Source organism: Parerythrobacter lacustris (genome assembly GCF_024626475.1).
Taxonomy (GTDB): domain Bacteria; phylum Pseudomonadota; class Alphaproteobacteria; order Sphingomonadales; family Sphingomonadaceae; genus Parerythrobacter_A; species Parerythrobacter_A lacustris.
Genome location: NZ_JANKHH010000008.1, coordinates 115502 through 137972 on the forward strand (window position 1 = coordinate 115502; position 22471 = coordinate 137972).

Consider the following 22471-nt stretch of genomic DNA (forward strand, 5'->3'; position numbering starts at 1 on the left):
TCAGCGCCCCCCGTCCAGATGGAACCGCAGCACGCCGTGATCCGGGTAGTTCGGATCGTTGTCGAGCCGAGCGATTTCGCCGTCGAACACCGGGATCGCCCCGCTGTCGTCATGGTCGAAATCGGGCTGGTCCATGCGCCGGAACCGTCCGACGCGATTGCCCTGGTGATCGGCCATGCCGATCCATTGCACGCCCTCGACCTGCATCGCCCGCGCGATGATCGGCGAAAGCGCGATATCCTCACCGAAATCGAGCCGGTCGGGATGGAAATAGCCGAGCTCGCCATTGCCGAGCGCGCGGGCAGAGAACACCCGCAGCAGAGCCCGTTCCACATCCGGGGCGTAGAACTCCGGCTTCACGCATGCGAACAGCGCAATGTCGAGCGAGACGAAACCGGGATTGATGATCCGCAGGTCGTGGCTGGCCAGACGGCGTTCCTCAAGGAAAAGTTTGAGCGAATCTGCAAAGGCGGAGTTGATCGAGATCCCACCGACCAGGTCGACCGCCAGCGTCATCGTGTACCACGATCCCGTCCACCGCCGCCGGGCATAGGCGCGCACGACATCGGGATGTTCCGCGGCTGCCAGCGCGTAATCCTGCGCCGTGACCGCGCGGCGCTGGCGGCGAAAGGCGTGCGGCGCAGCGATCCGGATCGCTTCCTTGCTCTCGGGATCGCTCCCCCCGCGAGCCGGAAGCGGATTGCGGACCGCCACGATCTTCGACGGATCGGCCAGCACGACATGACGGATCGCTTCGGCACCGATATTGCCGCGGCTACCGCCGCCTACCCGCAAGCGCGCCTTGAACTGCGTGTCAGCAGCAGGCTCGCGCCCGATCACATTGTCGCCGAAGCGGGCATAGGCCCCGCCGCCCTCGCGCGGTTCGATGACGAAATTGGCGGCGAAGCGATCGGACGACAGCAGGTCGGGCTTGCTCTCCCACAACTGGCCGCCGCCGAGCAACTGCACGTCTGCGACCGCCTCGCCGGTCGGTTCCAGGGTGGTTGCAGCGGGAAGGGTCACGGCGATCCCGGGATCGAACCCGCGAGAGCGGACCAGGCTATCGCTGGCGATCCGGCGGCGCATCGCGGTCCCGGCACCGTCGTCGGGCAATACCCCGCCGACACCGCTGGTCGCCAGCGCAATCGAGTCTTCCGGCGCAGCTGCTGCCGGTTGCGTGAAATTGAGTGTTCGTCCTTCATCGGCGAGGACGATGTTGCCGATCGCAATCGCGCCGGGATTGGCTGCATCGCCTTGCAGGCTGAGCGGGAAGGCGAGCGCATCGGCCCGATGCCAGGCGATGCGGACGAGATCGAGATTGAGGACGGCGTCCTTAACTCCCGGCTCGACTTGTGTCAGCCGTACGAGTTGGCGATGCGCCCGATCGGGGAAATCGCCGGGCGCGCCGCCGAAGGGGATCAGTTCCTCGAACAGGATCAGATCGCCAACCGCCAGATCGAGCTTGGGGCTCGCTTCGCGCAGCCACGCCTCGGTTGCACCAACCGGAAGGCAGCAGGCCTCGTCGCCCCAGTCGTGCAGCAGCATCCGGTTGCGAACGGTCTTGATCGTCGGCAGATCCTGCATCGCCTCGAACACGATCGCCCCGCCGTTGACCAGCGCTTCCATCGCTTCCGGCTCGCGCGGCAGAGTGGCAGCGAGGCCGAGCGCGCCACTTGCAGGCTCGGTGAGGAACCGCGCACCTTTCGGTATCGCGGGATCGCCGGCGAGATGGTCTGACTTGGCAACGATTGCCACTGCAACACGGGCATTGCTTCCTTCATCGGGCTGATAGCCCAGCAACCGGCCATGGCGGCGCAGCGATTGGCGCTGCCGTGCGGTGCGCAGATAGGCCTCGGTCCCGACAGCATCCTGAAACCAGCTTGCGCGGTCTGCGGCGTCGGCGAGCGTTTCAACCAGCATCACTCCAAGATCCGCCGGATTGCGCTCGCGCCAGTCGGGCACGGTCACCGCCATCCGGTCGAGCATCAGTCGGCGGAAGCCTTCGAAGTCGCGGGTCAGGTAATCGAGCGATGGCCCCTCTTCGCGCGAACGACCGGTATCCTCATCGTCGACGCAATCGAAATCGCTCGCGCACTCGACCTTGAAGAAGATCGTAACCTCGGCCAGCCGCGGATCCATGTTGGCGGGCGGTGTGTCGACCGCGGCGCTAGCCTTGAGCCGCAGCACATAGGGGGAAAAATCGCCCCGGCGGTCGAGCGTCAGTCGCAGTTGCGTTGGCGCTGCGCCCAGTTCGACCGAAGTTACCTCGACACCCGTGACCCGCGAGCCGCCTTCGATCGCGAAGTTCTCGGTCGCGAGCAGCGCTGCCCCCGCATCGCTCACCCCGTCGGGCTTGAGAAAGTTCACTTCGAGGATGCGCTGCCGCAGGTCTTCGCTGGGCGCGCCGATGTCGATCACTTCGACAAAATCGATGCCGTTGATCTCGAGCCCGCCGATCGTGACGTTGCTCGCCGCGACCCGCTGGCGCCGCAGGCTGGTGCCGCAGTGCTGGACGAGGCCGCTCACAACGCGTGCTCCAGCGTGACGGAGCGCAGATTCTCTTCGTCGGTCCGGCGATACTGCACCGTTATGGCCAGCAGGTTCTCGCGTGCTTCGGCGGCGACCGCTCGCACCTCGATCCGCGGGGAAAGCCATTGCTGGAGCGAAGCCTGCACCATGTTGCGCGCGGCGGCGGCTATCTCCGGCGCGTTCTCGCTGAACACCATTTCATGGATGCCCGCCCCGAAATCGGGGCGATTGCGGCGTTCCCCCCGCCGGGTGAACAGGATCTGCTCGATCAGGTGGACGATGTGCCGGTCTTCATCCGCGCTGCGGGTCGAGCCGTCGGGGGCGATGGCATAGGGGAACGCGAAGTGGGTCATGCCGCCAGCACCTTCATCTGGATGTTGGTCCAGCCGACCGGCCCCTGCGGAATGTTCTCGACCGAATAGCAGAGGTCGGAAGGGTTCTGCAGCAGCACGAACTTGCCTTCGGCCATCACTTTGCTCGAAATCCCGAGCAGCATCTCGGTGACGCAGGGCTGGGGCTTGCCGTTGGGCAGGGTGAATGGGCATCCGGCGACCGTGCCCTTGTCACCCAGCGCGAGCGCCGGGGCGTTGTCGATCATGACCTTGGTGGTCGATGTCGTGAGCGTCCCCATCGCCGCATGCGGGCACTGGGTCTGGGTGAGCTGGGTGACGACCGGCTTGCTCATGGCAGCACCTTGAGGTTGGTGCCGTTGATCGAAACCCCGTCTGCCGCAAGCTTCACGCTGCTCCCGGAGAAGCTGATCTCGACCGCCGCCGGGCCGATGTCGATCAGGGCTTCGCCGGTCATCGTCGTGACGCTCAGCTTCGCGGCGACAAGTCCGATGGTGTCGTTGAACTCGAGCGTGAAATTCTCACCCACCCAGGCGTGGGTGGTTGGGTTGGTCGGTCCGATGGCGACCGGCGCGTCACCCTGTCCCCAGAAACCGCCCGACCAAACCGGAAACTGCGGATCACCGCGCTCGAAATCGATCCACACCATCGCCCCGACCGGTGGTATCGAGAACAGGCCGACGCCGGGGCCGGCTCCGGGCAAGCACGGCATTGCCCATGCCATGGTGCCGTCGCCATAGACGTCGGGCACGCTCACCTGGATGCGCCCGATGCCGAATGGGTCGATGACATTCTCAACCGTGCCGCGATACTTGCCGAAGAAAGTTTTCGGGGAGTTCCGCATCACACGACCTCCACTTCGGGCGGGACCACCGGGGCGAGCGGGTAGAGTTCACCGCGCTGCAAGCGGAAGGTCTGGCTGTAGTCGCCCGGACGGATGGCGTGGCGCACCTCCGCCACCGTATACAGCCCGCCATAGATCGCCCCGACCCCGCGGATATTGACCTGCTGGAACGGGCGCAGGACGTCGTTGTACTGCACATTGTTGATTGTCCCGGTCACGACAACCGCGTTCTCGGAGGTTTCCTGCAGCCTTGCGGTCGAAACCGCAGCGGCCTGCATCGCGCTCATCCCCGAAGCGGCGAAGCGCTCCTCGCGCAGGCTGCCCGCGCGCGTCGCCCATTCGGGAACCGCGCCTTGCGGCGCTCCGGGAAGACCGGGCACGGCTACTTCCATGTCGGCGCCGGTCATCCGGTCCACGACGCGCGCACTGGCGGACGTGATCTGGTCCCCGTCATGCGTGATGGTGACACCGAAGGCATCGGACATCGGGCCGAGGTCCACGCTCAGCGTCTTCTGCGGCAGGCCCGGGATCGGGAGCGGCCCCCAGTAGAAGGTCGAGGTTCCGGGCGCGGGGCCGGGCTGGAGCGCGGCATGGTAGCCGTTCGCCCGGGCCATGTCTCGCAGATAGGCGAGGTCGGTCGCGCTTTGCTGCGGGGTGCTGTCGACCGGGTTGGGTTGCTCGAAAATCGTCGGCGGCAGCACCATCGGCACGATGCCTTCAGTCGCATATTGCGCGAGGATCGCCATGGCGATCAGGTTGGGCGCAAGCGCCGGCCATTCGGTCTGCACTTCGGTCCGGTTCATCAGCTCAGACAGATCGCGGCCGAGCAACACCACCCGCCCGTCATGTGAATCGTTGGGCGGGATATATTGTGATCGCACGATCAGCCCGTGGAAAATCGGGACCGGCTTGACCCCCATGATCATCGAGACCGCGATGCGGCCACCGCTCTGGAAACGCGGATCGTCGACGAAAGGCGCGCCGAGCAGCCCCAGCGGACCGCCCCTCCCTGCGGCGAGCACCAGCCTGAAGACCGATGGCCGGCGAACCGAGCACTCCAGCTCCAGCTCGACGATGGCTTCCATTACGTCGAGCGTTGCGGGCAGCAGCACCGGACCCACACCGAATTGCAGCAGGGCCCTGATGCCGAGAATATTGCCGAACGCGCTCATCGCGGACCCACTTCCCCTGCGCCGAGCAGCGGGATGGCAACCGTATCTCCCGGCTCGCCGAGCACCGCGTCAGGATGCGGGTGCGGGCTGGCGGCGGCGATCACCCACCATGCGGTCGCCTGACGGAAATACTGCGCCGACAGCAGGTCGATCCGTTCGCTGTCCTTGACCCGGTGGTTGGCGGCAATCGGCACGTCTTCGTAGTGCGGCAGCAGGACGGGCCGCAGATGGCGCACTTCCGATCCGTCCGACCGCGTGCGAGAGCGAACCGGGATTGCGGCATAGCGGCTGTCCTTGCCGATCATGGCGCCCCCCTCCTCACAGGTCGATCCCGACCGCTTCGGCGGCGTTGTTGAGGCTGGCGACGGTGGCGAGGGTCTCCTTCACCACCTGGTGTGCCATGAACGCCCAGTACCCCGGATTGGTCATCGACAGATCGTTATAGGTCAGCACCTTCATGCTCACGGAGACGTCGGCGCGGATCGGGTGCAGGTTGGCGTCGTGCGCGGTTTCGGTGATCGACAGGCTCTCGATCTTCACCGGGACGATGCGGGTGAGGCCGTAAATGAACAGGGTGAGCGGTGCGGCGGGCGGGACGACTTCCATCATCCCGCCGACCAGCAGGGCCTGGTTGATCGCCACGGCGATGGACTTCGGGTAGACCAGCATCTCCAGCGCGGCGAGATTGCCGCTGATCCCGGCACCCAGCGGGCCGTTCTCGCCCTCTTCCATCTGGTCGATCAGGTCCATCTTGAGCGTCACCGAGATGGTTTCCTGCGGCGGCCCGGCCAGCCGCAGCGGCTCCGACTTGGCTCCGCCGCCGGCCCCGCCGCCATATTGCGGGGCGAGCGAGCGCGAGAGCTGCTCCGGATTGTACTGGAAGATCGCGATCGACGAGATCGGGTTGAAAATATCGATCCCGACGATCGCGCCGCGCATGACCTTGGGAGAGAGGGGGAAGGAGGTGGTCATCACTTGTCCTCCGGCTTGCGTTCGGCCATCCAGGCCCCGTATTGGTCGCCTGCTCTCACCGCATAGCTGACCTTTCTCGCGCCTGTCGCCGCATCGACGATGGTGAAAGCCTCGTTGATGCTAAAGCGTACCGCGACACGAACTGGGGTCTTCGGGTATGCAGGACTGTCAGGCCGATAAATCTTGCAAATCTCGACATCGTAGACCCGGTCGATGCTATGGAACCCGTGAGAGTCATGGATCGAGAACTTCACCTTCTTGGGGAAGCATTTGCCGCCATTTTTCTTCGAATCATACTCGCTCGGGAATCCGCTTTCGATCCCGTGGACGAAGAAGCCGTGAAATTCCTTCGGCGTGCCTTCGCCAACCTGCACACCGTCGTTTCTGGTGACCACACGGGTTGCCGTGCCGGACGCGTCGGACTGTTCCCCGCCTTCGCTCGCCGGGTCCCCGGTCACGGCGCTCGCGGCTCGCGGCGGGACCTGCTGTTCGCGTCCTTCCATATGCACCCGTTCGCCGTCGGTGATCGGATCGCCGTCCTTGAAAGTCTTGTCGACAAGGTCTTGAGGCAGATCGGGCACACCGCCGCTATCCCCGCCTGCCGAGCCGCAATCGATCGGCGTGAAAGGCTCCGGCTTGGCCGCGATTTTCGATTCATCGCACAATAGCTCGGCGGCGTGATCGCCCAATGGTTTGCCGAGCATCTCACCCGGGACGAATGCCCTGAGCGCCTTTTTGATCTCACCCACCGAAAGCTTGGCGAGTTCGGCCGGCATTTCCTGCAGGATCGCGAAGCCGGCCATAATCTTGCCGATTGCGTTCTTGTTGGGACACGTTTCGATGGTTTTGGCGATGACATAGTCGATCGGCGAGATGCCTAGCTGGCCGAGGATCCAGTCGGCGACGGCGAGACCGCATCCCACGACCGCTCCGAGTCCAAGCGTTTCCGGAGCGGTGGCGAGCGAGATCAGGCACGCACCGATCCGCAGGCCATTGGCAATATCCTTGATCATCCCGATTACCGCGAGGACGTTCTGACTGTCCTCCACGAGCTTCTCGACCTTGCCCTCGTACTCCCCGACGATGCTCGTGACGGCGGCGTCGATAGTCGCCTCGATTTCGGTAGCCATCGTCTCGATGCGCGCCTGGATGTCGGTCGCCATCTGCTGCAGGTCCGCGACCGGTCCCTCCTCGGGAAGGAGCGTTTCGAACTTCGCTTTGAACCCACTTTCGACGCAGCTCATGATGAGTGCGTAGGTTTGCCGCACGATCGGCATGACCAGGAGCGGGAGCAGGGCGGCCATCACTCCCTTGGCGGCCTTGAGCATGATCCCGCCGCGCTTCTTCTTGTCGCGTTCGAGCGCCTTCTTTTTGCGCGCCTCGATCTTGTCGCTGACCTTCTGTTTGAACTCCTCGAACTTGTTGATGCCCTTGACCACGATCGTGCCGAACTTGTCCCGCAGCAAGCCGATCAACCGGGCTGAATCTCCGGTCCAGAACGCCGCTTTCTGGAGGAACTTGAAATCGATCAGCGCCTTCGAACCAGACGCTTCGCTGGTGATATCGGAGGGCATTGATGCGTTGTCGGGATTGTCCTTGGCCCATTTCGCAAGGCCGGCATTGCGGTTGACCAGGGCGAGAATATCTTGCGGCGCAATCTCGTGCAGCTGGTCGAGGACATTGTTCCGCGACTCCTCCGGAAGGGACCTGTTGCCACGGCGGAAAGCTTCCCATTTGGCCGCCGAGAAATCGTCCTCCATCGCCTTTCGGCGCAGCAACGGCATGGCCGGCCGCGCGTTCAGCAGGCGGGGCTTGGGCTTGGCCGGAGATGATGACGCCTTCTTGGGCGGCGTGCGAAGCTTGGCCGGTATGTGATGCACGTCGGCTAGCCGCCGTTCGAAATGCTTGGAAACGTTCCCGTTCTTCAGCGCCTTGCGTAGGTCGGCTGGCTTGGGGTGGAGGTAATAGACAAACACGCCGTCACCGCCATCCTTGCGGCGGGAACCGCGGGCGATCATCCACCGACCGTCGATGGTATCGGGTTTGGCGGGCTTGGGCACCGACTTGCTCGGGCCAGCGGTGCCGGGAACCCGCTTGGTCGAACTGTCATCGAACTTGATTGTCTGCGACCAGCGCAGTTCGATGTCCTTTTCCGGCCAGGTGGTATGGGTCTTCGAGGGATCCCAATCCTTCGGCAGATCCAGCTCGCTGCCCATCATCCGCTTGGTAAACGGTACCCAGCCGGTGCCGGGAAACAGCCGGTTGGTGGCTTCGGCTGCGGCATCGATACCTTCGACATAGTTCTTGAGCTGCTTGACCCCCGATTGCCGGTACGAGATGGAATGTGCCGGCTTGATCTCGCCAAGCTTGATGTTCGTCGGCATGTCGGCGGTATCGTCGAGCTTGCCGCCCGCCCAGTCGATCTTCGGCGCGCGTGCGCTTTCGAGGCTGGTTACTCCGCCAATTCCGGCAAACGAAATGCGGGGGCCTTTCGTAACGGTGATCGGTCCCGAAGGTCCGGCAACTGTGTCGGGCTCGAGCGTATTGGTGAAGTTGGCCAAGGCATTGGGACTCGCGCCACCACCCTTGACCGCCTGGACCCCGATGATTGCGGGCTTGCGATCCGCAGGGCTGCTCTTGGTTCCGGCGAAATAGAGATCTGCAAAGCCGTACTTCTCGCCGATATCAATTGAACTGCGATCCGCGCCGGGCATTGGCACTTCGGTCAGCATGCCCTTGTTCGCCTTGACCCCCCTCAGCGCATCCTGTGCCTCGTTGTGCTTCTGGGTGTGCAATGCACGGGCATCCATCGCGCTGCGCGGGAAGAAGAAGGGTTCTTTTTCGTCCAGAACTTCGCGGCGTATCGCCGGTCTGGTATCGATCTGGGCCGTTGATGCTGCACCCGCACCCGGACCCACCGGTCCGGGTGCGGTCTGCTGCAACACATGGGCCAGCTCGTGCGCCATGGTGAAGCTGATCTCGTGGCGTTCGCTGCGACCAAGCCAGATGTGGTTGCGGTAGGTGAAGGCGCGCGCGCTGATCGATTGGCTGAAGCCGGATGACGCGTGGCCAGAGTGGACCCGCACATGCGACAGGTCGCGGCCCATGCGGGGCTCGAAAAACTGCCGGGCAGATGCGCTCAGCGGCGAGCCGCCGGTGGTCAGTTCGCCCGATGTCGCGGCAAGCCCGGGAGGCCCATCGCTCTCGGCTTCGCCGCGCATGCGCGGGGCTTCGCTCTCGTCAGCATCGGCGATTTGCCCGTCGGTTCGGCGGCGGACGATCTCTGCCGCGAGGTCTTCCTCCTCGATCCTGCGGGCCGACAGATGTTCATCCCGTGTCGCGCTGCAGGCGGCGCAGGCCCGCTGGATTGACGGAGCGGCACCGGTTGCATCGCGTGCGGAGCCGATCAGGTCGCCTTCCGGAATCGCCATCACCGAATGGGCGATGGCGTCGGCCTCGTGCTCGAACGGATCGTCCGCCGCACCGACTTCGAGCCGCGTACGGACCTTGGTCGACGCTTCTTTCTCCTCGGCATCGCATGTCTCACACTTGCGCTGGACAGCCTCACCCGATGCCCGGCTCACCGACGGCGGGGGCGGTGGAGCGGGCGGGGCAGAGATCGGAATGCGCGAGAGCGAGGAGACCGGCCCGCTGTCCTGCTGCAGAGATTCCAGCGCCTGCGCCACGACGGGCACGGGTGCCGCCGCCGCAGGGGCCTTCGCCTGCGCGGGCCGGAGGGCGGCGGCGCTCATCAGTTGCCTGCCACGTAAGGCGCACCGGAAAAGTCGATCCCGAGCTTTTCCATCAGGGGTGTGTAGCCGCTCTGCGAAGTTCCGAGTATCGTTCCGCCTGCGCCGACGGTGATTTCCCACCACACGCAATCGTCGAAGGTAAGGAGAATCCCTGCTGGAGCTTGGCTCACGGTTAGTTCTTGCTGTCGGCCAACGTAGGCTTCAATTGCCGCCATGTTGTCTCCAACCAAGGCAAGTTGGGAGATGGCTTGTCCGTGCGCATAGGCAGTCGCGAGCAATGCCCGACGCTCATGCAGCGCCATCCCGTTCGGATCGTTCGGCTGGCCTTCGTTCATGTCCTGAACCAGTACTTGCCGCTGGTGGTCGGGTCGCTGTGCAGCGTATCGATGAAATGCTGCGTAGGGCTCGCGCCGCATGTAGGCCCTGTCGCGACTGCGTCGCCATAACTATTGCTCGCGCTGAGCCAAGGGCGGGTAAAACCGTATTTGACGCAGCCGAGGATCTGGTCCGGAGCAGGACTGCCCACGGTTCCGCCATGACGGCATGTGACGCACGCCTCGCCTTCCCAGAAGAAGTTGGTTCCCCTAATCGCTGAGAGGTGGGCTTCATTCCGGTAGGGAATGTCGTAGAGTGAAACAGCGGTATCGACTTGCGATCCGCCATCCGGAAACATCGATGCCGGACCTATGGTGTGCAAGCCATGGCCACCAGAACCAATCTGCGTATAATACGGGTTGCCATCCGTATTTGCGTTGTCGACAAAGCTCTGATTGCCGCGAGGGTCAGCTGGCTCGTTGCTTCTGATAACCTGAATGACTTCCCACGAATTGCATCCGCTGCAACGGCTGCCACTAGGGATCGCTGTGCTATTTCTTATGAAGTGCAGTGCAGCGCCAACACCATTGGCCCCCGCGCTCGAGCCCAGCGGGGACCCTCTTGATGTGCTGTAAAAGATCGGCATCGCGTGAAACGTCCCGATGTCGGTTCCACTGCAATTGATCGGACAGGATACCGCTGCCCGGCGCTGATCTGGCAGGAGCGGACCCGCCATCCCCGCATCCACGATGTCGAGCTGCGCCATCCGCATCACGCCGTCGTTTTGCTGCACATGCGCCAGTTCGTGCGCCAGCAAGTGGCGCGCGGTGTGATCGGTGCCGTATTCGCCGCGTCCGAACACGATGTCGCTGCCGATGGTGAAGGCGCGCGCGCCGAGGCCAGAGGCGGCGGCTTCGGCGTCGGGGCCGTCGTGCAGGCGGACATGCGAGAGGTCCTGCCCCAGCCGCGGCTCGAAGAAGGCGCGGTCGCTTGCGGGCATCGGTTTGCCGCCACCCAAAGCGCCGACGGCACTGGCGGCGGCCCCGCCAACCGGCATGGTGCCGCCTGCGGGCTTGGCGCGGGCAACCGGCACAGTCGGGGGCGTCGGGCTGCTCGCGGCACTGGACGGAGCATCGCCTGCCATCACCCGGTCGGCGATCGCATCGGCCTCGCGTTCGGCAGGGTCGTCGATCGCGCCGACTTCCAGCTTGGGGCTGACCGACATCGCGCTGTCGTCCTCCTGCGAACAGGCGGCGCATTTGCGGTGGATGAGCGGAGCGGCGGGTACGCGCGACAGGCTGGCGAATGGACCCGAGCCACCGTCGTGCTCCATTCCGCTGTCGAACCCGGCGATCGCCTTGGGCGAAAGGCGCGCGGGCGAGCGGCCTGCGGTTGCCTGCATCATGGTGCACCTCCTCCGGAAGTCTTGCGCGAAGCTCCGGGCGCAGACATTGCGCCGACCAGCTGGCGGGCAATCCCCGCCGCCATCGCCTCGGGCGAAGCGCGCTGCGGCAACGCGATCTGCAACCGGTCGAGCGCGATCGGCCCCGGTGCCGAAAGACCAGCTGTATCGCCGAGCTGAGCGTGCAGCTCGCGCTCGAGCGCTGCGCCGAGCCGAACCGCCTCGGCGCGGCCCAAGCCATTGATCCCAAGCTCTTCGATATCGAGCGATATGGCGGGCGCGGGCGTCATCGGGCCCACCCGGCGGTTTCGCCGTCGGTCATCATGCGCCCGACCTTGGTGTATTCGACCCGCGCCGCCGCCGCGATGCCGGACATGGTCACCGGTCCGCCGGCCTTCGCCGCGTCGAACGCAGCCGCGAGCGCGATGTTGCGGATAGTCCCGCCGGTTGCGTTGAGCTGGGCGAGGCGGGCAAAGTCGAGCCCGGCCTTAGGCACATCGGTCGGGAACATGCCCCGCCAGATGCGCTCGCGCTCGGCCGCCCCGGGGAACGGGAAATCGACCACGAAGCGAATCCGGCGCATGAACGCCTGGTCGATATTGTCCTTCAGATTGGTCGTCAGGATCGCGATGCCGCGAAAGGATTCGAGCTTCTGGAGCAGGTAGCTCACTTCGATATTGGCGTGCCGGTCGTGGCTGTCCTTCACCTCCGACCGCTTGCCGAACAGGGCGTCGGCCTCGTCGAACTGCATCACCACGCCGCCCTCCTCGGCTGCATCGAACAGGCGGCGGATGTTCTTTTCGGTCTCCCCCAGCCATTTGGAAACGACTGCGGACAAATCGATCCGGTAGAGATCGAGTTCGAGCGCGTTGGCAATGATCTGCCCGGCCATGGTCTTGCCGGTGCCCGAGGGGCCGCTGAGCAGGGCGCTGATGCCTAGCCCGCGATCCTGCAGCTTCGCCCCGAAACCCCATTCTTCATAGACCTGCGCCCGCTGGCCCGCTTGGTCGGTCAGGCGCCGGAGCAGCGCCTTCTCGCGCGGCGGGAGGATCAGGTCTTCCCATTCGGCAGTGCTTTCGATCCGCTCCGCCAGCTCGTTCATACGCGGGCGCATGTTTTCGCGGCAGGTCGCCCACACCTTGTCGCGAATCGCCTTCTTGCCCTTCGGCGGTGCCTCGCCGATACTTTGGCTGACCAGCGCGGCAAGCTCCGGGGTGACCGCAAAGTTGTTCGCCAGCTCGGCAATCGTGCCAGCCATTCCCTTGCGCCTTGTGTCGAGAAATCCGCGCCAGACATCGGTCCGGTCGCATGCCGTCATGTGCGGCATCGCAAGGCGCCGCGCCGACTTGCCGGGGAAGACGAGCGGTTCGTCGCAGGCAATCGTGACCGGGATGGCCAGCGCCTGCACCAGTTGGCGTGTCGCTGCATCGTCGCCTGCCCCGTCGATCCGGATCAGCAGCCGCGCGCCGACCAGCGTCAGATCACGCTCGAGCTCGCGCGCGAAACCGAGCAGATCCTGCGTTGCAGCCGGAATCAGCGATGCATGCAGCAGGCACAGGCGGTCACCGTTCGCGTCGCAGGCGGCCTTCATGGCGTGGACCTTGCCGTCCGGGTCGGGGCCGGTGAGGAGGGTCAGTGCCGAGGGCTCGCCCTTGCTGCCGTTTTCCAGCCGCCTGGCCACGGCTGTGCGCGCCGGGGACATCAACGGCGCGTCGGCCACCACCGCCACCATATCGGCAAGCGAGGGGGAGATCGACGGGTTGCCGAGGAGGTAGAACAGCACCGACTCCGCAAGCGTCACCTGCTGGCCGACAAACGAGGGCGATGGTGAAAGCAAGATGAGGCGAAAGCGGCGCAGGCCCCCATCCGCCGCCAGCGCTCGCCAGTTCGCTTGCGGTACTTGCGACAATAACGTGCCTAGCGTCAGCTGGCGGCGTTCGGGGCTGCCGTTGATCTGCGCAAGCCGGTCGCCGGCCTCGGGTTCCAGTGCAACGAAAGCGGCGAGCAGCAAGACGTTGCGCTCGAATTCGCCGAGCCCGAACCGCGCCGCCAGCCTGTCCGCATTTGTGGAGACCGGGTCGGCGTCGCGTGTTCCGGCCAGCCAGGCGGCGACCGCCGGCCATGCCTCGTGCAGGGGATGGAATGCTGCGTCGTTCATGCGATCGCCACCAGCGGGCCGACGATCTGCCCGAAGTCGGATTGCGCAGCGTCGGTCTGGAGCGCGACCGGGCTGATGAAACCATCGACATCGAGCCGGGCGAGATAATCCCCGGTCTTGAGCTGGGTGAACGGGAACTCGAGACTGGCGGCAGGGAAGGCGACACCGGTGCGCTTCGCCTCGAGCCTCAGCTGCCCGGGGTCCGCCGGATCGCGACGGTCGAGCACCAGCACGGCGTTTTGGCTTTCTGCGACCTTGGGGGCGATCGTCAGGGTAATCTTGCCGTTGCGCGTAGCACCGCCGCCGGTCGCGGTCACCTGAGCGATCGCAATCGAAGGCGGGAGCACGAAGGACAGGCTTTGCGTCCCGCTGCGCAGATGCGCCGGCTGCCCCGCAGGCACCGGGGCGAGCAAGCGCAGGGCGTGGACTCCGATGGCCAGTTCCTGCCCGCCAAGCCGGGCCGCTTCCAGCCTGATCGTCATCTGGTCGGGACCGGGGGCAACATCCGCCAGGTCGAACTCGATCCCGTCGATCGTCAGCCCGATGCCCCACTGCGCGAGACCATCGCCGGTAATCCTTGCGTCGGTGCCCCAGGCGACCGGGGAATTGCGGTCGGCAACGCCCGAAATCGCGTCGAGCCGCAAGCGGGAAAGCGGCGAAACCCAGACGTCCGGCCGCGCCACCGGCATTGCCAGCCGTGCGACATCCTCGGTCTCGATCGCGACGTGGCTCGCACGATAGGCGACCGAGAGCGTGTAGGGGACCTGGTAGAAGATCGACCAGATCTTGGAGAAGTCGTCGATCGACATCAGTTCGCGCGACAGGTGGACGCGCGACAAGGCCTCGCCGAGGTCTGCGCCGGTCAGCTCGCTGCTGTCAGCAATTGCCGCGTCGATCGTGTTGCGCGTGATCAGCGGTACTTTCTCAAGCGCGAGCATGACATTGGCAAGCATGCGCTCGGGGACGAACTTCTTCGCATCGCCATAGAAGCTGAGGATGTAGTGCAGGTCGAGCGCGAGCCGGGCCGGGCCGAGATCCTGTGTCCGGCTGGTTCGGGTCGGCAGGTGCTCGTTGGCGTGGCTGGCATTGGGCTCGACGCGATAGAGATGGATGTTGACCAGCGAATCGTTGTCTTCCGCCAGCTTTGCGGTCGGCGGGCCGAGCCGGACATCGGCATCGCTCACCGCGCTCGAAGCGGCGGCAAACACCCGCCGGCTGACCGCGCCCGATACCACCCCGATCGCCAACGCATCGCTCATTGGCGTGTCTCCGCGATGAACGCGTCGAGCGACATGCCTACTTCGGCTGGGCGGGGGGCGGTGGGGGTAGCTGGCGGTGGAACGGTGACATCGATCCGGCCAATGCGGATTTCGATGGCCGGCGGCGGTGTTGGTGCAGGGGCCGCAATACTACGGGGAGACGGTCCTGAATTGTGCGCGGGTGGTGCGGCCGGATGGATCCGATCACCATGCGCAGGATTCGCCGGCACCGTCAGGGTCTTGCTTTCGGCAATTGGACTGGAAGCGTCGTGGCGTGCGGCAGGGGTCTGTTGGGCGGCTGGCTCGTCTTCCATCACTGCCGCTTTGGCCGCATCGACTGCCCGGTCCGCAGGTTCGCCTCCAGACGGCTCGCCAGCCAATGCCGTTGCCGATGGCGGCATCGCTTTTGCGGATGGAGCCGCAACCAACTGCGAAGAACCCGCTGGCATTTCAGCAAGGGAGCGACGTGCGACGGCAATGTTCGGCCCAGCAACCAGACCGGTCTGGGCATCCTTCGTGTCGTCTGCCGATGCCGTGGGCTCCGCTGCGTGATCGTTGGCCCGTTCGATCTCCAGGCTGACCGGATGCGCTTCGGGTTGGGCCGTATCGATTGCGGCAACGCCTCGCGGTGCGAGGGTTTCGAGAGCCGCAGGCGGCAGCAATCGCGTCTCGCTTTCCCCCGATTGGTCAGCCGCTCCGGCCGCTTCCCGGAGAGGGTTGGCCGAAGAGTCCGGTTCAAGCGGCCTTGCTCCATTCGCCATCGGGGTATCGGGCGGGGAAACCGGCCCGACGGAGGGTGCGAAAGGCGCCGTTTCGATTTCGAAGGACTGTTCGAATCCTGGCTGCTCGATCGTTGCGACCGCCATGCCCGTCTCGAAAGGTGCCGGTGGTCGCGGGCGGACCAGCGGCGCGGTGCCGCGACCGCGCTGGAAGATCTGGCGCAGCACGATGCTCACGATGCGATCCGCGTCAGGTAGAACCGCCGGCGCGCGGCGGGCATCGCAAGTATATCGGCTTCCGACCAGTGATAGGCCTGGGCGATGTCTGCCACTTCGCCCAGCAGCCGATCCGCGTGCCGCGCAACTTCCTCGGCCAGGAAGCGCGCCGGATCGAACAGCAAGGCCTGCTCCGCGCTGCACTCGGGGCACTGTGTCGCCAGCCAGATATTCGACAGCGGATCGAGCTCGGCAGACAGCTCCAGCGCAGCCGACAGGTTCTCTTCGGCAACCTCAAGCGCGGCCGCGAGGTAAGCTGCTGCGTCGCCTTCCTGGGCACAGCGTTCGATGGCGATCAGGTCGTGGACGATCAGCGGACGGATGATCGCGGCATCGCCGGAAAACTCGATTGCGCGTGTGGGAAGTGCGCCCGGCTCCCAGTCCGATGGGATGCCGAACCCCATCGTGCCGGGGTCGAATTCAAGATCGAATGTCTCTCCGCACGCTGTGCACTGCGGTTCGCATGCCCACTCGTCGCCGAAATGCGTCCGGCGCAACGCGACCAGCGCATTGTCAAGCTGGCCCAGCGGCCATGCCTCGACTTGCGTGCGCGCCAGCCCCGGCCAGCCGGCGAGCACAGCCTGCACCGCCCACTCGGCCGCTGAACTGCGCCTTGCGACATCCCCCAGTCGAAGCATGGCATCAGGCGCGAAGTGGCCTCCCGCCAAAGCCATCAGGCGGCGGGGACTTCGTAACTGGGCTCTTCCGGTTCGGCGACATCGTAGTCACGCACCCAACCTTCGTTTTCCAGCTTGAGCGTCTGGATCGCGATGGCGCTGGCCGAGGCGTCGAGATCGGGGAAGGCCTGGAACTCCGACGGCCAGCAGCGGAAGATTTTGTAGGCGAGCGCAAGTTGCCCCGCCTCGTTGTAAATCTCCAGCAACAGGTTCTGGCGGAAGTCCTTGAGTGAAACTTCCGACCCCAGGCCGCCCTCGAAGTTCCACACCTTGTTGGCCCAGATTTCGAACTGCTTGTCGTGCGTGACCCCGCGTTCCAGCGTGATCGCGTCGTATTCGGTCTGGCCCGGTGACTTGCGCGAGGTCGACGGATCCCCGCCTTCGCGATGCTTGACGACTTCGGTCGTGCGCTTGAGCCCGCCCATCTTGCTGAGTCCGGCGACGTAAGTCCCGTCTTCGAGCCTGAGCCTGAACTTGTAGGTCTTGTAGGGATCGAAGCGATTGGCGTTGGTGGTGAATTGCGGCATGGCTTCCTCCCCCTCAAGCGGCGTTGCGGATTTGCTGGATCGAGATCACGACGAACTCGGCCGGCTGCAAAGGTGCGAAGCCGACGACGATGTTCACGATACCGCGATTGATGTCGTCCTGCCTCGTGGTGCTGGCATCGCACTTCACGAAGTAGGCATCCTTGGGGCTGGTCCCCTGAAACGCCCCCTGCAGGAACAGGCGCTGCATGAACGAGCCGACCGACAGACGTATCTGCGCCCATAACGGCTCGTCATTGCCTTCGAACACGACCCACTGCGTGCCGCGGAACAGGCTCTCTTCGATGAACAGGGCGAGCCTGCGAACCGAGACGTATTTGTAATCGTCGGAGAGCTGGTCCGAGCCCTTGAGCGTGCGCGCACCCCACACCGTGCGGCCGATATTGGGGAAGCTGCGCAGGCAGTTGGCGGCGACCGGATTGAGCAGGCCGTTCTCGTCGTCGGTGAGCTTGACGGACAGCGCTTCGACCCCGGCAATCGTCGCCCCCAGTCCGGCCGGGGCCTTGAACACACCGCGCTGCGTGTCGGTGCGGGCCATGACCCCCGCGACTGCGCCGCACGGCGGGAAGGTGTCGATCTGCCCGCCGCGCAATGGATCGCGCTTGCGCAGGCGGGGGAAATAGAGCGCTGCGTGATCGGCATTGGCCAGCGCCATGACGTCGCCCGCCAGCATCCCCGACTTGGTTGTCGCCGCCGCGGTATCGGGATTGGCATCCCAAGCTTTGAGCGGGTCGACGACGAATAGCGCGCGCCGCTCGCGGCACAGCGCTGCGGCTTTCTCCCGAGTGGTCTTGTCGATCTCGCCGGTGCGGTCGACCGGCGGCACGCAGAGCAGATTGAAGATGTCCGTCTTGCGCAGCGCCTGCATTCCGGTCTTGGTAGCGAGGTCTCCTGCCAGCGCGACGTTGTCGACCGTCTGCCCGTCGTTGCCCTTGGCTGCGGCGATCAGGTCCGGGACGCCGCCAGTTACACTCGTCTTCGAAGGTCGCCCATTGACGAATGTCGGTGTGCCGTCGCTTTTGGGCTCGAACTCGACCAGTTGCGACGATGCCGCCAGCACGCGGTCGAACCGGCGCTCGGTGTCGAGATCCTTGGCAACGAGATTGGTATGCACTTCGCGTGCGCCGGTCGCCTCGTCGATCACCGTCAGGGTGAACAGATCGGTCTTTGCCACGCCGTACTTCGCTGCGGCGGCGGTTGCTGCAATATCATCGGTTTCTTCCGGATGGTCGATCCGGCCTTTCAGCCGGTTGCCCCAGGCACCGGGGCTGGTCGCACGCAGCTTCAGCGAGACCAGCGTCAGCTTGGCATAGCCGTCAGCATCGTTGGTCCCGTCGCCGGCTGCTAGCGCCTTGAACACCCGAACGACTTCGCACTGGCCGCCGCCATTGGCGAAGAAATCGTCGATGCAATAGCTCATCGTGCTGGCGGTCGACAGGCCGCCGAAGCGCCGAGTATAATCACCGAAATTGAAACAGGTGACCGGCTGGTTGACCGGCCCGCGCGTCGCTACGCCAACGAACGCGGCGATCGACGTCGGGACGCCGGCAACCGTTCGGACACCGGAATCGATCTCCTGAACGTACACGCCGGGATATGTGGGACTGATTGCCATAACCTTGCCTCCATCTCGAACTGCATCAGCTCTACCGACCGGCAGCGGACCGACTCCGAGACCAGGGTCGGGCCGCAGCCGGGCATTGTTTCGTCGGGAGCAATCGGCAGATCCCGCATGCAAAGGCACGGCAGGCCGCTTGGCTCGAGAACGAATCTTGCGCACGACACGAAGGAAGTTGTTATTATTGGTATGACTGTAATGTGGCGCTCTGGGGAAATCTTGTACATTCCCGACGCTCTTAGAAACTCCCCGGTTGATTTAATGGTCGAGAGTCTCGACTCACTCTATTGGCGATAATGACTCGGTGCATAGGATGTGACATTGTCGGTAGCAAGCATACTAGAGAAAGCGGCAATAACCGCCTGATTCGACGGTTAACCATCGATCAACTAGTTTCAAACATCCAATATGCACTCGACTCGAACGGAGATCGGTGGATGATCGTCCCGGCGGTTCGTCGGAGGGCGATCCCGAGGAGCGCAACGTCCGTCAGGCTTTCAGCCAGAGCCTGATGACATAGGCTACGGCCCCCAGCACCGTGACGCTGGCAAGCCAGATGGCGGCCATCCAGCCGAGGCGCTGCCATAGCGGGCGCTCTTCCGCCTCGCCCATCAGTGGTAGCCCTCGTCGCCGACCTTGCCGCGGAACACCCAATAGGCCCAGGCGGTGTAGGCGATGATGAGCGGCATGGTGATGGCAACTCCGACCAGCATGAAAAGCTGGCTTCGTTCCGGCGCGGCGGCATCCCAGATCGTCAGGCCGGGCGGCACAACGTAGGGCCACATGGTGAAGCCGAGGCCCGCCATACCGAGAAAGAACAGCGCAAGGGTGAGCCAGAACGGCTTGCTGTGCCGCTCGACCGCCAGCGAGCGCAGCAGCGCAAGCGCCACCAGCCCGGTCAGGATCGGCACCGGCGCGGCAAGATAGATCTCCGGCGCGGAGAGCCAGCGCTCGGCATATTCGGCGTTGAGGAACATGTTGTAGAGGCTGACCCCGCCCATCAGGGCCAGCGTCGCCCAGGCTGCCTTCCTGCCGAGCGCGCGCGCGTGGCGCTGGCCTTCCCCGTCGAGCTTCCACACCAGCCAGGTCGCGCCGAGGAGCGCGTATCCCGCCACGGTGCCGAGGCCGGTCAGCAGGGTATAGGGCGTCAGCCAGTCGAACCAGCTCCCGGCGTAGGAGCGATCGACCACTTCGATACCCTGGAGCAGTGCCCCGAGCGTCATGCCCTGCGCCATCGCCGCGACGATACTGCCGCCGGTGAAGGCCGCATCCCAGAACTGCCGGTGGTCCGGGTCTCTCCACCGGTATTCGAAGGCAACCCCGCGGAAGACGAGGCCGAGCAGCATGGCGATGATCAGCGGATAGGTCGCAGGCAGGATGACCGCATAGGCCAGCGGGAACGCGGCAAGGAGCCCGCCGCCGCCCAGCACCAGCCAGGTCTCGTTGCCATCCCACACCGGCGCAATCGAGTTCATCGCGCGGTCGCGGTCCGGCCCGACCTCGAAGGTCGGGAACAGGATCCCGATGCCGAGATCGAACCCGTCCATCACCACATAGGCAAAGACCGCAAAGGCGATGATGAACGCCCAGATGACGGTAAGGTCCATTACTCGGCCTCCTGCCGCGAGGTGGGGAGCGTGTCGGCATCGCCCGGGTTCTGCGTCGGCCCCGGCGTGATGCCTGCCGTGCGGATCGGCCCCTTGTCCCCGCGCTTGACGCCGAGTTCGCCAGTATGCGGCGGCTTGTGCATCAGGTGCAGGATGTACCACACGCCCGCACCGAAGACCGCGAAGTAAACGACTACGAATGCCAGCAGGGAAGCAGCGACCGCAGGGGCATCGAGCGGACTCGCCGCATCCGCCGTGCGCAGCAGGTTGTAGATCACATAGGGTTGGCGGCCAACTTCGGTGGTGATCCAGCCGGCGATCACTGCAACGAACCCGCTGGGTGCCATTACCAGCGCCGCGCGATGGAGCATGGGCCAGTAGTAGAGCCTCTTGCGGACACGGGCAAACAGGCTCCACATGCCGATCCCCAGCATGGCGAAGCCGATCCCCACCATGACGCGGAACGACCAGAAGACGATCCCGACCGGCGGTTCCTCGTCGTCGGGGATCGTATCCAGCCCGGCCAGCGGGGCGTCCAGGTCGTGCTTGAGGATCAGCGAGGAAGCCTTGGGAATGGCGATGGCATAGTCCACCCGCTTCTCCTCGCTGTTCGGAATGCCGAACAGGATCAGCGGAGCGCCGTCAGGATGGCTATCGAAATGCCCCTCCATCGCCATCACCTTCTGCGGCTGATGCTCGAGCGTGTTGAGACCGTGCAAGTCGCCCGCGAAGATCTGGATCGGCGTGACGATCGCCGCCATCCACATCGCCATCGAGAACATCTTGCGGGCGTGGGCGTTGGTCCGGTCTTTCAGCAAGTGCCATGCCCCGACCCCGCCGACCACGAAGGCGGTGGTGAGATAGGCCGCGATCACCGTATGGACCAGGCGGTAGGGGAAACTGGGATTGAACACGATATCCCACCAGCTGGGGCCGGGCAGGAACTGGCCATTCGCACCCATCTCATAGCCGACCGGCGTCTGCATCCAGCTGTTCACCGACAGGATCCAGAACGCCGAAACGAATGTGCCCAGCGCGACCATAAGCGTGGCGGCAAAGTGCAGCTTCTTGCCGACCTTGTTCATCCCGAACAGCATGACCCCGAGAAAGCCTGCTTCGAGGAAGAATGCGGTCAGCACCTCGTAAGCCATCAGCGGGCCGATCACCGGCCCCGCCTTGTCCGAAAACACCGACCAGTTGGTGCCGAACTGGTAGGACATCACGATTCCGCTCACCACGCCCATGGCAAACGCGATCGCGAATATCTTGAGCCAGTATTTGAACAGGTCGAGATAGAGCTGCTTGCGGGTCTTGAGCCACAGCCCTTCCAGCACCGCGAGATAGCTCGCAAGCCCGATCGAGAATGCCGGAAAAATGAAGTGAAAGCTCACCGTGAAGGCGAACTGGATGCGTGCGAGCAAGATGGCGTCGAGGAACTCCGGCATGATCTTCGCTTACTCCCCGACGGGCTGGAAGGCGCGTGCAAAGCCTTGAACTGTTGTTGCACATATTGGCAGGATATTGCCGCACCCGCCACGGACAATGGCAGGCGCGGCAGCTGGAATCACGCGACTTTGGTGGTGCGCAGATAAGGCAGCACGGTGGTGAAACCCTGCGGGAATTTGACGCGCGCCTCGTCGTCGTTGACGCTGGGCGGAATGATCACATCGCCGCCTGGCTGCCAGTTGGCGGGGGTAACCACACCGGCCCGGTCAGCCAGTTGCAAGCTGTCGATGACCCGAATGATCTCGTCGAAGTTGCGGCCCACGCTCATCGGGTAGATCATGATCAGGCGGATTTTCTTCGTCGGGTCGATGATGAAAACCGAGCGCACCGCCGTGGTCTCGCTCTGCCCCGGGTGGATCATGTCGTAGAGACGGGCGATCGCCATATCGGCATCATCGACGATCGGGAACTGCAGGTCGACGCCCTGGGTCGCATTGACATCGGCGATCCACGCCCGGTGTTCATCGGCAGTGTCGGTCGACAGCCCGAGAGGCTTGACGTTGCGCTTGGCGAACTCGCCTGCCAGCTTGGCCGTGGCACCCATTTCGGTGGTGCAGACCGGGGTGAAATCGGCCGGGTGGCTAAAGAAGAACACCCAGCTATCGCCGGCCCAGTCGTGAAAGCTCAGTGGGCCGACGGTGCTGTCGGTAGTGAAATCGGGGGCGTAATCGCCGATGTGCAGGCTCATGGGGATTTCCTTGCTGGTTGATGCCGATGGCCTAGCAGCATCCCCACTTCCGATCCAATTCATTTAAGCGATTATATATATC

21 protein-coding genes are annotated in these 22471 nt (G+C 64.5%); all 21 read right to left on the reverse strand.

Annotation, left to right across the window (positions count from 1 at the left end):
• Entirely contained in the window at positions 1-2526 is a 2526-nt protein-coding gene (locus tag NSO95_RS15380) for a baseplate J/gp47 family protein (RefSeq protein ID WP_257597159.1), read from the reverse strand.
• Positions 2523-2882 carry a GPW/gp25 family protein gene (locus NSO95_RS15095; protein WP_257597160.1) on the reverse strand — a complete coding sequence of 120 codons (360 nt, stop codon included), beginning with the start codon at positions 2880-2882 and terminating at the stop codon, positions 2523-2525. Before NSO95_RS15095 ends, NSO95_RS15380 begins: the two co-directional genes overlap by 4 nt.
• On the reverse strand, positions 2879-3214 hold the full coding sequence (locus tag NSO95_RS15100; protein WP_257597161.1) for a hypothetical protein: 336 nt from the start codon (positions 3212-3214) through the stop codon (positions 2879-2881). Before NSO95_RS15100 ends, NSO95_RS15095 begins: the two co-directional genes overlap by 4 nt.
• Positions 3211-3723, reverse strand: a complete 513-nt coding sequence (locus NSO95_RS15105) for a phage baseplate assembly protein V (RefSeq protein WP_257597162.1) — start codon at positions 3721-3723, stop codon at positions 3211-3213. Before NSO95_RS15105 ends, NSO95_RS15100 begins: the two co-directional genes overlap by 4 nt.
• A complete protein-coding gene (locus tag NSO95_RS15110) occupies positions 3723-4895 on the reverse strand; it encodes a hypothetical protein (RefSeq protein ID WP_257597163.1) in 1173 nt (390 codons plus the stop codon). Before NSO95_RS15110 ends, NSO95_RS15105 begins: the two co-directional genes overlap by 1 nt.
• Positions 4892-5200 (reverse strand): hypothetical protein, encoded by a 309-nt coding sequence (locus tag NSO95_RS15115; RefSeq protein WP_257597164.1) that lies wholly within the window; start codon positions 5198-5200, stop codon positions 4892-4894. Before NSO95_RS15115 ends, NSO95_RS15110 begins: the two co-directional genes overlap by 4 nt.
• Before the next feature lie 13 nt (positions 5201-5213).
• Positions 5214-5867, reverse strand: a complete 654-nt coding sequence (locus tag NSO95_RS15120) for a hypothetical protein (RefSeq protein ID WP_257597165.1) — start codon at positions 5865-5867, stop codon at positions 5214-5216.
• On the reverse strand, positions 5867-9619 hold the full coding sequence (locus tag NSO95_RS15125) for an eCIS core domain-containing protein (RefSeq protein ID WP_257597166.1): 3753 nt from the start codon (positions 9617-9619) through the stop codon (positions 5867-5869). The genes NSO95_RS15120 and NSO95_RS15125 overlap by 1 nt, the downstream gene beginning before the upstream one ends.
• Positions 9619-9954: a hypothetical protein gene (locus NSO95_RS15130; RefSeq protein ID WP_257597167.1), complete on the reverse strand. Its 336-nt coding sequence runs from the start codon at positions 9952-9954 to the stop codon at positions 9619-9621. The genes NSO95_RS15125 and NSO95_RS15130 overlap by 1 nt, the downstream gene beginning before the upstream one ends.
• Positions 9951-11339: an eCIS core domain-containing protein gene (locus NSO95_RS15135; RefSeq protein ID WP_257597168.1), complete on the reverse strand. Its 1389-nt coding sequence runs from the start codon at positions 11337-11339 to the stop codon at positions 9951-9953. Before NSO95_RS15135 ends, NSO95_RS15130 begins: the two co-directional genes overlap by 4 nt.
• Positions 11336-11626, reverse strand: a complete 291-nt coding sequence (locus tag NSO95_RS15140; RefSeq protein ID WP_257597169.1) for a hypothetical protein — start codon at positions 11624-11626, stop codon at positions 11336-11338. The genes NSO95_RS15135 and NSO95_RS15140 overlap by 4 nt, the downstream gene beginning before the upstream one ends.
• Positions 11623-13494: an ATP-binding protein gene (locus NSO95_RS15145; protein WP_257597170.1), complete on the reverse strand. Its 1872-nt coding sequence runs from the start codon at positions 13492-13494 to the stop codon at positions 11623-11625. The genes NSO95_RS15140 and NSO95_RS15145 overlap by 4 nt, the downstream gene beginning before the upstream one ends.
• On the reverse strand, positions 13491-14753 hold the full coding sequence (locus NSO95_RS15150; RefSeq protein ID WP_257597171.1) for a Pvc16 family protein: 1263 nt from the start codon (positions 14751-14753) through the stop codon (positions 13491-13493). Before NSO95_RS15150 ends, NSO95_RS15145 begins: the two co-directional genes overlap by 4 nt.
• Positions 14750-15709 carry a prolipoprotein diacylglyceryl transferase gene (locus NSO95_RS15155; RefSeq protein WP_257597172.1) on the reverse strand — a complete coding sequence of 320 codons (960 nt, stop codon included), beginning with the start codon at positions 15707-15709 and terminating at the stop codon, positions 14750-14752. Before NSO95_RS15155 ends, NSO95_RS15150 begins: the two co-directional genes overlap by 4 nt.
• Entirely contained in the window at positions 15706-16386 is a 681-nt protein-coding gene (locus NSO95_RS15160; protein ID WP_257597173.1) for a hypothetical protein, read from the reverse strand. The genes NSO95_RS15155 and NSO95_RS15160 overlap by 4 nt, the downstream gene beginning before the upstream one ends.
• A 35-nt stretch (positions 16387-16421) precedes the next feature.
• Positions 16422-16952: a phage tail protein gene (locus tag NSO95_RS15165; RefSeq protein WP_257597174.1), complete on the reverse strand. Its 531-nt coding sequence runs from the start codon at positions 16950-16952 to the stop codon at positions 16422-16424.
• A gap of 13 nt (positions 16953-16965) precedes the next feature.
• Entirely contained in the window at positions 16966-18585 is a 1620-nt protein-coding gene (locus NSO95_RS15170; RefSeq protein ID WP_257597175.1) for a phage tail sheath family protein, read from the reverse strand.
• A 492-nt stretch (positions 18586-19077) separates the two neighbouring features.
• The gene (locus tag NSO95_RS15175) at positions 19078-19200 is read right to left on the reverse strand and encodes a DUF2474 domain-containing protein (protein WP_257597176.1); all 123 of its coding nucleotides are present in this window, start codon (positions 19198-19200) and stop codon (positions 19078-19080) included.
• The gene (gene cydB, locus NSO95_RS15180) at positions 19200-20195 is read right to left on the reverse strand and encodes a cytochrome d ubiquinol oxidase subunit II (RefSeq protein WP_257597177.1); all 996 of its coding nucleotides are present in this window, start codon (positions 20193-20195) and stop codon (positions 19200-19202) included. Before cydB ends, NSO95_RS15175 begins: the two co-directional genes overlap by 1 nt.
• Positions 20195-21640 carry a cytochrome ubiquinol oxidase subunit I gene (locus NSO95_RS15185; RefSeq protein WP_257597178.1) on the reverse strand — a complete coding sequence of 482 codons (1446 nt, stop codon included), beginning with the start codon at positions 21638-21640 and terminating at the stop codon, positions 20195-20197. Before NSO95_RS15185 ends, cydB begins: the two co-directional genes overlap by 1 nt.
• Positions 21641-21759: 119 nt before the next feature.
• A complete protein-coding gene (locus tag NSO95_RS15190) occupies positions 21760-22389 on the reverse strand; it encodes a peroxiredoxin (protein ID WP_257597179.1) in 630 nt (209 codons plus the stop codon).
• Positions 22390-22471: the final 82 nt, after the last annotated feature.